Raw genomic sequence first — 12,315 nt, forward strand, 5'->3', positions numbered from 1 at the left:
GATCAGCGTCGAGCGAACTGCACTGCGGCCCGGGCGATGGCGAGCTCCTCGTTCGTGGGGATCACGAGCACCTCCACGTGGGACGAGTCGGCCGAGATCCGGCGTTCCCCGTCCCCGTCGGCAGTGTTGCGGGCGTCGTCGACGACGATGCCGAGGCGGTCGAGACCGGCGAGACTGTCGCGCCGGACATCGACGTTGTTCTCCCCCACACCACCGGTGAAGACGATCGCGTCGACACCTCCCAGCTCGAAGGTGTAGGCACCCAGGTACTTCCGGATGCGGTGCACGTAGACGTCGTACGCGAGTCGCGCGTCCTCGTCGCCTTCGCCGACGAGCTTCAACAGGGCCCGGAAGTCGTTGACACCCGACAGTCCCTTCAGGCCCGAGTGCCGGTTGAGCAGGTCGTCGATGGCGTCGACCTTCAGTCCGGCCGCCCGGTTGAGGTGCATGACGACGCCCGGGTCGATGTCGCCGCTGCGCGTACCCATGACGAGACCTTCGAGCGGGGTCAGCCCCATCGAGGTGTCGATCGGGTTCCCGCCCGCGATCGCCGATGCCGACGCACCGTTGCCCAGGTGGAGCACGATCAGATTCAGCTTCGCGATGTCGCGTCCCAGGAACTCCGCGGCACGCCCCGACACGTATTCGTGCGACGTGCCGTGGAATCCGTACCGCCGGATGTCGTACTTGCGGGCGACGTCGCGGTCGATCGCGTAGGTCGACGCATGCGCCGGAAGACCGTGGAAGAAGGCGGTGTCGAAGACACCCACATGGGGCACCTCGGGAAGCTCCTCCCGGGCGACCTCCATCCCCACGACGTTCGCCGGATTGTGGAGGGGCGCGAGGACCGACAGTTCGTCGACGGCGCGCACCACGTCGTCGTCGATGAGGGTGGGTTCGTAGAAGACCTTGCCGCCGTGTACGAGCCGATGGCCGACCGCGACGATGCCCACCTCGTGCAGGGGCCGGCCGAGCCCTTCGAGCATCTCGAGCATCGCACGCAGTCCGGTCCGGTGATCCGGGATCGCGTCGTTACGTTCGTCCACACCCGTCGTGTGGTGGAAGACGATCCTGCCCTCCGGCTCTCCGATGCGCTCGATCAGTCCGTGTGCCGGTGAGTTCCCGCTCTCCGGCTCGATCAGCCGGAACTTGATCGACGAGGATCCCGAATTGAGGACCAGGACGGTCCCTGCGGTCGCGGGGTTCGGGCTGCTCACGCGTCTTCCTCCTGCGCCTGGATCGCGGTGATGGCGATGGTGTTGACGATGTCCTGGATCAGGGCGCCTCGGGACAGATCGTTGACCGGTTTGTTCAGGCCCTGCAGGACGGGCCCGACGGCGATGGCACCGGCACTGCGCTGCACGGCCTTGTAGGTGTTGTTGCCGGTGTTCAGGTCCGGGAAGATGAACACCGTGGCGCGACCGGCGACGTCGGAGCCGGGGAGTTTCGCGCTCGCGACCGTCGGTTCGATCGCCGCGTCGTACTGGATCGGTCCCTCGACGAGCAGGTCGGGTCGCCGCTCCCGCACGAATGCCGTGGCGGTGCGGACCTTGTCGACATCGGCACCCGAACCCGATTCGCCGGTGGAGTACGACAACATCGCGATCCGGGGATCGATCCCGAACCGGGCCGCGGTCGCGGCCGACGAGATCGCGATGTCGGCGAGCTGGTCGTCGGTCGGGTCGGGAACGACGGCGCAGTCGCCGTAGGCGAGCACACGGTCGGCGAGGCACATGAGGAAGATGCTCGACACCGTCGAGACGCCGGGTTCGGTCTTGATGATCTCGAGTGCGGGGCGGATCGTGTGGGCGGTGGTGTGCGCCGCACCCGACACCATGCCGTCGGCCAGACCCAGATGTACCATCATCGTGCCGAAATACGAGATGTCACGCATGATCTCGCGTGCGCGATCGACGGTCATCCCCTTGTGGGCACGCAACCGCGCGTACTCCTCAGCGAAACGGTCGGCGTGCTCGGAGGTGCGCGGATCGAGGATCTGCGCGTCCGACAGGTCCACGCCGAGTTCCGAGGCCCGCTGGCGCACGGCCGCCTCGTCGCCGAGGATCGTCAGCTTTGCGATGCCGCGCTGGAGCACACGTCCTGCCGCCCGGAGGACACGGTCGTCCTCGCCCTCGGGCAGCACGATGTGGCGCTGCTGCGTCCGCGCCCGGTCGATGAGCTGGTATTCGAACATCTGCGGGGTGGTCACGGACGGACGCGGCAGTCGCAGCCGGTCGAGCAGGGCGCGGGAATCGACGTGCCGTTCCATCAGCGCGAGCGCCGTGTCGATCTTGCGTTGCGCACCGAGTGCCATGCGACCGCGGGTGCGGTCGGCGGCCGAGGCGGTGTCGAAGGTGCCGAGGTCGGTGGTCAGGATCGGCAACGACGGTTTCAGCGCGGCGACGAGCTGCGCGATCATCGGGTGCGGCAGCAGACCACCGTTCATGATGATGCCTGCCAGCGTCGGAAATCCTTCGGCGGCATTGGCACTGACGAGTGCGAGAATGACGTCGGAGCGGTCGGCGGGTGCGATCACGACGATGCCGTCGGTGATCCGCTCGAGGATCCGCTCGGCGGTCATACCACCGACCATGATGCGCAGCGCTTCACGCTGCAGCAGGTCGGGGTCGCCGCTGTAGAGATCCCCGTCGATCGCGGCCTGCAGTTCCGCCATCGTCGGCGCGACCAGCGCGGGAACCTCCGGGAGCGTCCACACCGGTTCGGTGCGGTCGCCGAGCGCCTTCGCGATGTCGTCGAGAGCGTCGGGATCGCAGCGGTTGACCACGACCGCACCGAGATGCGCGTGCTGCCCGGCGAGTTCGTTCGCGCAGACCCCCGCGAGCTGGGCCACCTCGGCAGGCGTGCGCCGGGCGCCACGCAGGACGAGCAGCACCGGAGCGTCGAGGTTCGCCGCGATACGAGCGTTGTACGACAACTCGCTGGGATTGGCGATCTCGGTGTAGTCACTGCCGACGATGACGACGGCGTCACAGCGGTCGGCCACCGCGTGGTACTTGCCGACGATGTCGCTGAGCGCTGCGTCGGGGTCGTCGTGGACGTCGTCGTAGGTGACGCCGATACAGTCCTCGTAACCGAGGTCGACGGTGGTGTGTTCGAGCAGCAGTTCGAGGATGTAGTCGGTGTCGCTGTCGGAGCGCGCGATGGGCCGGAAGACACCGACGCGGGCGGTGGACGCGCACAGCGTCTGCAACACGCCCAGAGCGACGGTCGATTTCCCCGTGTCCCCTTCCGGAGCTGCGATGTAGATGCTCGAGACGGACCCTGCAGCAGCACTCATGGATCCCACCCTAACGGCAAACTTCGCTCCGTCCGATGTGCCCGAGTATGCCCACAGGACGCTCGTTGTCGGTCGAGACCGACATTGTGTGCGACATTCGAGCAGATACCGCACACCACCTCGGTCTCACCAGCTCAGGGATGTGCGCCCGCTCGGTGCAACACGCGTCGCACCCTGTCGACGACGACCTGCGGTCGTCGATACAGCAGCCCATGTCCGTGCGGACCACGAACCGCCCACCGTCGTACATCTCCATCTGCGTTTCCGGCACGGGTAGACCCGGCCGGACGATCAGCAGCCGAATGTGCGTCTCCGGTGGCGACGCGGCCCTCCGTCGAGTGCAGCTTTCCGGGTCGCACGATCTCCGCCGGCAACGACGGGTCGAGCCGACGGGTCCCGTGCACAGCGGCTGCGGACGGCCCGATCAACACTCCGGTTCCTCCGGCCCACAGCCGAACGGCCTTCGCACGTAACAGTGCGGTCGCGTCGACGTCGGAGCCACGTACACATTGCGGTGAAGCTTCACGACGTGATGCCGAAGTTGGTACCGCGTCACCAGTCCAGTCGCCAACGCATCAGTGGCAGCGAACGGTTCGTGGAAGTCGACCATGAGCGCGAGCGTGCCCGGTGACCGGCCTCTTCGGTACCCCGAATTCACCGCCTGTGGACAACTTCCGCGTTATCCCCGGACGCATCGGATCGAGACCGGTGTGGTTGTCGATTTCGAGTGGACCATCGACAACCAGACCGGTCTCGAAGAACACTCATCCTCGAGCGAGGGCAAGCACTTCCTCTTCCGTCGGAGGGCTCTTCGGGTGGAAGGTCAGACACAACGGTGTCCGGGTCTTCTGGAATTCCCTACCGTCGATCGCCGTGTAGAACTGTCCGGCGGGCAGCCGTCCTACATCCGGAACCCGACCGCCCTTCACACGGGCCATCTCCTTGGCCGCCTCGATCTGTGCGGGGCTGTTCAACAAACCGTAGAACTGAGTGGCCGCATTACCCGGGATACGGTTGTGAAGGCCCTTGGGCGCCTGGGTCGCGAAAACCAACCCCAGACCGTACTTGCGGGCCTGCGACGCCAGAGCGAGCGTGCTCTGGGTGCATGCCGTGTTCTGATCCGACGGCGCAAAGGTCTGGGCTTCGTCCATGACGAACAATCCCCCGAGTGGCCGATCGCCGGCCGGGTTCTTCTTGATCCATGCGAACAGAGCCATCTGGAGTTGGTTGACGAATGCCTGACGTTGCGAGTCCGACGGGAGACCCGACAGATTGACTACGGAAACGCGCGCTCGACAGCCGGGGCGGGGAGTCAGCAGAACACCGGGATCGACCGGAGTTCCCTCACCCCCGAACATAGGATCGGTGGCCATCGCCGCCTTCAGGTTCTCCGCGAGATCCGCAGCGATCTTCACCCCGTTCTTCATGCCGCTGATGTCCTCGGGAAAATCCTCCAACAAGCTCACGAACTCCGCCACGCCGCCCCGCATGCTCTGTCCGAAATACTCGAGCGCCTCCCGCAGAACGGCCTGGGAGTGTTTCGCCTTGGCAGTCCGGCCTTCCGCAAGAGCTCGCGGCACCAGCGCTGCGACCGCTGCGTCCACAGCGGCTTCGAATTCGTCCCGGTCGTCGCGCACGCTCGCGAAGTCCGGTAGTGGTTGGAAACTCAGCGGTCGTCCGGTGGAACGGCGAGGAGTCCAGACCACCACATCCGTCCGATCGAGATACTCGGCAGCCTTGCGGTCGTCACCGACGGGCCAGCTCCGAGCCCCCTCCGGCCATGCTGTCCCCAGCCGTGCAAGATCGTTGTTCGGATCGAGGACGATCGAGGAAACACCCTGCAGCGCGCACTCTTCCACGATCCTTCTGATCAGGACGGTCTTTCCGGAACCGGATCCGGCGAAGATCGCGGTGTGTTTCCGCAATGCTTCGAGACCGACGGACACCGGACGTTCTTCTTCCACCGACATCCCGAGTGGAATCCCGGTGACGGGGTCGTCGATACCGGAGACCGCCTCGTCCTTGTCGAGCGCCGGAGTCGGCGCGGGCACAGTGTCGGGCTCATTCGGCACCGGTACCGGATCGTCGACGCCGCCGAGAGCAGCTCGGAACACAGTGACGTCGTGTGCGGGCTTCCGAGTGAGGAGCCATTCGTCGAGATGCTCCGGGTGCTCGTCGAACAGTGCTCTCAGGGCAATCAGCGTTCGGACGTCACTTTCGGGCAGTGCCAGTGTGCAACCGCCGACAGCCTCGAATGCTGTGAGTACCTCGCGAGTCTTCGCCCCGTTCGACCACGGGCTGTTCCGAAGGACGAACAACGACCGGTGGGGCAATCCTCCGGAGATCCCCGCTGCTGTGGATGCCTTCTGAAGCCGATTGAGCGCAGCGGTTGCGTTCGTCGACCCCACAGCCCGGAAAGTCCAGTGAATCTCCGACTCGGTTCTCGGATCGAGGATACGACGCAAGCGGGCATGCAGTGCCGGTTTCGATCCGGGCAGCGGATCCCGTTGGAAGACTCCGTCGGGGGCACCTGTCTCACGGATCCACGCATCCAACCCTGCAGCAAGAAGGCGCGGTATCACCTCGTCTTCCGTCGCGGTCGCGAACGCCGAGTCGACTGTCGCAAGGGCTTTCGATTCTGCAAAGCGCTGATCGAGCGCGAAGTGGGCATCGACGCGCGGAGGAGCGGCATCCTTGCTCGTGTCCGGTGCTCCGCGCTGGTCGAGGATGGTCAGCTCCTCGACCGCCCCCAGCCGCACACAACGACGAAGGTGCGCATCGACCACTTGGAGCAGCTCACGCGGCGTGAAATACGGCGCCTCGGCGAGTGCTTCTTCGGTGACCGGCCAAGTGGGATAGGGCGGTTCGAAACCTGCAGCACGGTAACGAGGTAGAAAGCGCTTCGCGAGAATGGCACGTCCGATGTCCGCCGTCGGCAGCCCGTCGAGCGGAGCGCACACCCGGAACCGGTCGACCACGGTACTGATTGCGCATTCCTCGATGGTCACCCATGCACCGGGCGTACACGAGAGTACGGAGACAGTCCGGCTGAGTGTTTCGCGCAGTGCCATCAGTCCGTGCGCGATCTCCGCAATACCGGAGTCGTCGTCCAGTGCGCTTCCGTTGCCGAGCTTCGTTCGTGTAGCCGCGATCAGCGTATCGATCTGATCGACTGCGAACACGGAGGGCCCTGTCAGCGAAAGCAAGGACGAGATCTCCTGCACGATCTCCCGCGGAGAAGGCACCACAGCACCGAGACCCCATTCCGCCCGCTCACCGGGGGTCGCCTCGTCCGTCGACTGGAGATACGCTTCACCGACGTCCTGTAAGCCCATGTCCGTTGCCGCATACAGAACGAGTGCGATCAGTGTGCGTCGGCACCGTCTGACCTCGGCCGGGTGCCGCTTCGCCAACGCCCGGACGAAGGCGTCGATACTCTCGGGGTCGACGGGCGCGCCCCCGACGAGCGCTCGCCGGTGTGCCCTCGGCACGTGCGCGATCGTGGCGAGGCGCCACAACAAGCCCTCGAGCTGGGTGCCGTGTTCGGGCGAGGGGCGCCCCAGGTTCTCCAGCATCTGGACGAGCATGGAACGCCAGAAGTCAGAGAGTTCGGTGAGACCGACGAGAAAAAAGTAGCCGTCCTCCGCTTGTACGCGCTCGCGGACGTGGCCGAGAAGGTGTGTCTTGCCCGAACCCGCCTGTCCACGGACGACGACACCGAGCGGACTCGCGCCCGAACTCCGACGGGCATCGTCGAAGGCTTCCCACACTGTGTCGATCGCCGAATCGTGCAGCCCACGCACGTGAAGATCGTCTTGTGGTTCCCATACGTCCTGCGGGGTGGGTGCCCAGGTCAGACGAACCGACGAGAGCGCATGGCGCTCGACGTCGGTCATCCGGTTCTCGGTCGGCGTCATGGAGCCTCGATCGCGAGCGCGTGCTTGTCCTGATTGCCGATGACCACGGCTGCGGCGCGATCCCGGTCGGTGAGCATCTTCTGGTTCTCCTCGGGTACGAGATGAATGTCCGGAAGCTTGTACATACGCACGAGGGCACGATCGATCTCGTCCTTGGCAACGTCGGCCAGCGCCGAGCGGAGATCGGCAAGACCGATCCACGCTCCGGGGCGTGCCACGTGCCGCGCGTAGGCTGCGCGAATACGGTCTTCGAGATCCGATCCCTCGGATACGCTCCGGGCCGGTTCCGGCTCGGCCGGATCCTCGGATATCTCGGCGGTGAGGAACACGTCGGCGGGACGCAGATCATGGCGGTCGAAGTGCCTGCGTAGCGATCGGAGCATCGTGTAGAGGGTGCGGGCGGCGGGGTTCGACCGCGGTGGGACGTCGGCCGCCAATTCCTCATAGCAGCGAGCCCATCCGCCGTCGGCCAGCTCGTGCGTGAACGGCCTTGCCCGAGTGTCGGTCTCGACGAGCTTGAGACGATTCAGTTTCTTCCTGCTGTCGGCGCGCAACTCCGGTCCGAGAGCCTTCAGTTCGGTGTTGGTGACCGGACGTGACTCGGCCATGAGAGCGAGGAGCACCAGGATCTCGGAGGGGGTCAGATCATCTGCACTCACTGGGCCAGGCCTTTCGTTGTCGTCGCGAGGAGGGTGTTCTGCTCGCGACGTCGGTCGGTCAGAAACTGTTCGATGGCGACGAGGACCGTCGCCACGTCATCGAGGACTTGCTCGTTGGTGAACCGTAGGACGCCGAAACCGTCGAGCTGCAACTGCACATCCCGGGTGCGGTCGGCGGCGTACTTGTGGCGCAGGCGATGATCGTCACCGTCGACTTCGACGACACAGCGAGCATCCGGCCAGATCAGATCCATCCGAATCGGGGGACGGAGGGGCGACGTTCGGTACGGCATGTTCCATCGACGGCCGGTGGCCCACTCGCACGTTTCGAGAGCCCTTTCCAGCTTCTGTTCCGCGGCGCTGCCCGGGTGGGGCCGTCCCACCGGCGCCGGGTATCGCAGGCGGGTCCGGTCGGAAAGCAGGTCGTCGGTGGTGTGCGGGGCTTCCGGTCGAGGCAGGACGATCTCGGGGAATCGATCGATGTCGGGGATTGCCTCACCCGCTATCCAGACGGCTGCCGGGGTGTGGTCGGACAGCCACTCGCATGCCGAGGCGAGGATCCGTTGTCGGTTCGGATCGGCGTCCGTGGGGCCCACCACGAGAAGCGCTATGCCCGGACACGGGTAGCTCTCCGCAAGAATTCGCGTCAAGCCGGCCGCCCGCGTCTCCCGTGCGAAGCGACCCGCCGTCATCCGCTTCCCGAGCAACGCCGCGACGGCCAGGTCCGAAACGAACGGACCGAAATGCCTTGTAGTGGAAGATAACTTACGGGAAAGAACGCGCACTGCCCGAATGTCGAGGGCACTGCGCCCGGTCAGGACTTCCGCGCCCGGTAGCCACGCGGGAAACAGGCCCCGTGCTGCCGCCTCCAGTTCGTCGAGAACCGAGTCGACGATCTCGCCTACCGAGTTCCCTGCGACCTGACAGGTCGAGACGACAGGAGCAGACTCGGGTCGGGTATCGAGTGCTTCCAACAACGTCCGGGCAGCGCGGACCGACACCACTCGGTCGGTAGGCAGCATCGACCAGATGCCGCATTGCTCGGTTACCCCACCCATAAGGAGTGAATTGTACATTCCGGGCATCGGGGCTGTTCCGGCCCGGATCAGAAGCCGGGTCGAGACCGGTGTTGTCGTCGACATGGAGCTCCGGCATCGACAACGATGTCGGCTTCGACGAGACGTAGACTCGCCTCGGTGACCCCGCTCGAACTCTTCCTCGTCGCCCTTGCCGGTCTCGGAGCCGGAGCGATCAACTCTCTCGTCGGCTCCGGCACCCTCATCACGTTCCCGACGCTCGTCGCGTTCGGTGTGCCGCCGGTGACCGCGACGATGTCCAACGCGATCGGTCTGGTCGCCGGGGGCGTATCGGGCACCTGGGGCTATCGGCGCGAGCTGCGTGGGCAGTGGGAGCGGTTGCGGTGGCAGATCCCGGCGTCGTTCTGCGGGGCACTGGTCGGAGCATGGCTCCTGCTCCACCTACCGGAGAGCGTCTTCGAGACGGTCGTGCCGATCCTGCTCGTCCTGGCACTCACGCTCGTCGTGCTGCAACCGAAGATCCAGTCCTGGGTGGCTCGTAGAACGGGTGGCGACGCCGACGGCCGTCTCGGACCGATACGGATGACGCTGCTCGTCGTCGGCACCTTCGCCGTCGGTATCTACGGCGGCTACTTCACAGCAGCGCAGGGCATTCTGCTGATGGGTCTGTTCGGCGCGTTGCTGCACGATCACATCCAGCGGCAGAACGCCGCGAAGAACCTGCTCTCACTGGTCGTGAACGTCGTGGCCGCCTGTGCGTACATCCTGGTGGCGTTCGACCGGATCGATTGGACCGTGGCCGCACTGATCGCCGTGGGCTCCTTGATCGGCGGTTACCTCGGTTCCCACTACGGTCGGCGCCTGTCGCCGGTCGCGTTGCGGATCGTCATCGTCGTCGTCGGCCTGATCGGGCTGTACCGACTGTTGTTCTGACCCGGTCATTTCTTCCCGACGGTAACGAAATCGTCTCCTATCGCCCCAGGGGCAACACCCGTCACAGAAATACCAGATGGTTGGTATGGAGTCGATCACAACGGGTACCTGACGAAGGTCGGGAGCACGACCTTCGAGGGGAGCAATCGTATGAAGAAACAGACCAAAGGGGCCATCGCCGCAGGGGCCGGAGCCATCCTGCTCCTGGGCGGGCTGGGCAGTCTCGCGTTCTGGAACGATCAGACTGACGGTGACGCCGGTACCATCACATCCGGTCAGCTGACGCTCGGGGAGTGCGCCGGCGGCGGCACGTGGACCGATGTCGGCAATGGTGGAGCGACGATCGGCGACATTTCATCGTTCCGAATCGTCCCGGGCGACACGGTGCGCTACACCTGCGCCTCCACACTCACCGCTCAGGGCGACAATCTGGAAGCCACACTCACCGCGAATCTGGATGGCGTCACGGGAAATACCGACTTGCGAAACGCCCTGATCACCACCATCGACGGCGAGTACGCCGGCCAGTCGTTCACCGGTGGAGCCGACGGTGTTCAGGTCGTGGCAAACGGCGGTGCGCCTCAGGATATTTCGGTCGACATCACCATCACGTTCGATCCGGCCACATCGGGGACGACCGGACAGAACGAGACCGTCGATCTCGGCAATCTGAGCCTGAATCTGCAGCAGAACACGAACCCCGCTCCCGCGTGAGGACATGAAGCGGAGATGGGCCTGGATCGCCGCAGTCGCGTCGGTTCTGCTCGTGACCCTCTGGTCCACACAGCAGACCGGCGCACTGTGGCGCGACAGCACACAACTCAGGGGCGGCACGATCATCTCGGGGAGCCTGACCATCATGGCCCAGGGCTCCCAGGACTACACATGGACGAACTTCGGCGGTACCAACCTGGCGCAGGGATCCGTGGTGCAACAGCCGTTGACGGTCAGCATTCGGGGTGACGCCCACGCACGTTACCGATTGCAAGCGGTACGTCAGAGCTCGACCCGGCTGCCGATCGCGGTGACAGCGTGGATCGTCGGTTCCGCCGACGCATGCCCGACGTCATCCGGTGCAGCAGTGGCTACACCGACGTCGACGATCGGCGGTCCTTGGACGGCCTTTCCGGCTCCAGGGGAAGGACGGTCGGCCGCTCCGGGCACCACGGAGGTGTGGTGTCTCCGGGCGACCGTCGGAGCCGCGGCAGAACAAGGCAGGTCGACCACCCTTGCGCTCGAATTTCGAGTGGAGCAACAGATATGACCGAATCCCGGGAAGAAGACGACCGGACAGGGCCGCTCTGGTGGATGGGCTCGATGCTCACCTGGGCCCTGCTGTTCGCCATGCTCACCCTGCTGGCAGTCACCATCCTGATCCCGGCCGTGGCCGGCGGCGAACGCTTCACCGTGCTCACCGGATCGATGGACCCCACCTACCCACCCGGCACCCTCATCGTCGTCGAACCCGTCGAACCCGACGAACTCGCGATCGGAATGCCCGTGACGTACCAGTTGCGTTCGGGGGATCCCACTGTGGTGACGCATCGGATCATCGCGTCCGCCCAATCCGCGAAGGGGCAACGCACGTACATCACCCAGGGCGACGCCAACACTGTGCCCGACGAGAAACCGGTTCTCTACGAACAGATTCGGGGACGCGTCTGGTATTCGATCCCCTACCTGGGCTACGTGAACAACTGGCTGACGGGGCAACAGCGTTCGTGGACCGTCGGGATCATCGCGATCGCACTGTTCGGCTACGCCACCGTGCTGTTCACCAGCGGTATCCGGGATGGCAGACGTGAGCGGGACGCAGCACGAACCGGCGGAGGCAGCGATGCGCGGCGATGAAGTCCTCGATCACCTTCGCAAGTACCTACGAAAAGCGCCTTCATTCTTCACCGTCCGGGTGCGCGCACTACTGTCGCTCGGAACGGTCCTCGCACTCGGCGCGGTGGGAACCTTCGCCGCGTGGGCGAATTCGGCGGTAGCGACGGGGACGTTCAGCACCGGCACGGTCGATCTGCGAGCGAACGACGTGAAGTCCTATACGTTCTCCGACCTGACCTCGTCCTCCATGATGCCGGGCGAGAGTCGAGCGGCGAGTCTGCAGGTGCAGAACACACGCTCGACGATGGACGTCACGTACACGGTGAATGTCGCGACACCCGCCGGAAGTCCGGCCCTCGCGAACAACCTGCAACTCCGGGTCTTCAGCAACGGAACCCCGGCGAACCTCACTGCCGGCGGTCTCCGCAAGGGAACATGCACGGGAACACAGATCGGACAGACGAACCTGATCGCGGGAGGCGCTGCGCCGATCGTCACTTCTGCTCGCCCCTTGGCGGCCACGACCGGTAGGGAGACACTGTGCATGGTCGTCACGTTGCCCACGTCGACGCCGCTCCCCACACAGAACCAGAGCGTGTCCGCCCTCGTGTTCACCTTCACGGCGCAGACGACGGTGTGAG

General features: G+C 65.3%; 10 protein-coding genes. 5 read left to right on the forward strand and 5 right to left on the reverse strand.

Annotated features, from left to right (window positions below; genetic code table 11):
- Positions 1–2 precede the first annotated feature (2 nt).
- The 5 genes from A8G18_RS03215 to A8G18_RS22965 all read right to left on the reverse strand — a co-directional run bounded on the left by A8G18_RS03215 (position 3) and on the right by A8G18_RS22965 (position 8,473).
- Positions 3–1,217 (reverse strand): acetate/propionate family kinase, encoded by a 1,215-nt coding sequence (locus A8G18_RS03215; protein ID WP_064062679.1) that lies wholly within the window; start codon positions 1,215–1,217, stop codon positions 3–5.
- A complete protein-coding gene (gene pta / locus A8G18_RS03220; RefSeq protein WP_064062680.1) occupies positions 1,214–3,298 on the reverse strand; it encodes a phosphate acetyltransferase in 2,085 nt (694 codons plus the stop codon). Before pta ends, A8G18_RS03215 begins: the two co-directional genes overlap by 4 nt.
- 764 nt (positions 3,299–4,062) lie before the next feature.
- Positions 4,063–7,194: a helicase HerA domain-containing protein gene (locus A8G18_RS03225; RefSeq protein ID WP_064062785.1), complete on the reverse strand. Its 3,132-nt coding sequence runs from the start codon at positions 7,192–7,194 to the stop codon at positions 4,063–4,065.
- Positions 7,195–7,211: 17 nt separating this feature from the next.
- Complete coding sequence (locus tag A8G18_RS03230) at positions 7,212–7,874, reverse strand: hypothetical protein (RefSeq protein ID WP_245207765.1); 663 nt, start codon at positions 7,872–7,874, stop codon at positions 7,212–7,214.
- Complete coding sequence (locus A8G18_RS22965; protein ID WP_167352071.1) at positions 7,871–8,473, reverse strand: endonuclease domain-containing protein; 603 nt, start codon at positions 8,471–8,473, stop codon at positions 7,871–7,873. Before A8G18_RS22965 ends, A8G18_RS03230 begins: the two co-directional genes overlap by 4 nt.
- Positions 8,474–9,070: 597 nt before the next feature.
- On the opposite strand from A8G18_RS22965, the gene A8G18_RS03240 reads away from it, so the two are divergent.
- The 5 genes from A8G18_RS03240 (at position 9,071) to A8G18_RS03260 (ending at position 12,314) form a co-directional block, all read left to right on the forward strand.
- Complete coding sequence (locus tag A8G18_RS03240; protein WP_064062682.1) at positions 9,071–9,844, forward strand: sulfite exporter TauE/SafE family protein; 774 nt, start codon at positions 9,071–9,073, stop codon at positions 9,842–9,844.
- Between the two features lie 150 nt (positions 9,845–9,994).
- Entirely contained in the window at positions 9,995–10,558 is a 564-nt protein-coding gene (locus A8G18_RS03245) for an alternate-type signal peptide domain-containing protein (RefSeq protein ID WP_064062683.1), read from the forward strand.
- 4 nt (positions 10,559–10,562) lie between these two features.
- Complete coding sequence (locus A8G18_RS03250) at positions 10,563–11,108, forward strand: hypothetical protein (protein ID WP_064062684.1); 546 nt, start codon at positions 10,563–10,565, stop codon at positions 11,106–11,108.
- A complete protein-coding gene (locus tag A8G18_RS03255; protein WP_064062685.1) occupies positions 11,105–11,695 on the forward strand; it encodes a signal peptidase I in 591 nt (196 codons plus the stop codon). The genes A8G18_RS03250 and A8G18_RS03255 overlap by 4 nt, the downstream gene beginning before the upstream one ends.
- Positions 11,682–12,314: a SipW-dependent-type signal peptide-containing protein gene (locus tag A8G18_RS03260; RefSeq protein WP_084421413.1), complete on the forward strand. Its 633-nt coding sequence runs from the start codon at positions 11,682–11,684 to the stop codon at positions 12,312–12,314. Before A8G18_RS03255 ends, A8G18_RS03260 begins: the two co-directional genes overlap by 14 nt.
- The last annotated feature ends 1 nt before the right edge of the window (position 12,315 follow it).

Origin of the sequence: Rhodococcus gordoniae, from assembly GCF_001646655.1 — a bacterium.
Classification (GTDB): Bacteria; Actinomycetota; Actinomycetes; order Mycobacteriales; family Mycobacteriaceae; genus Rhodococcus; species Rhodococcus gordoniae.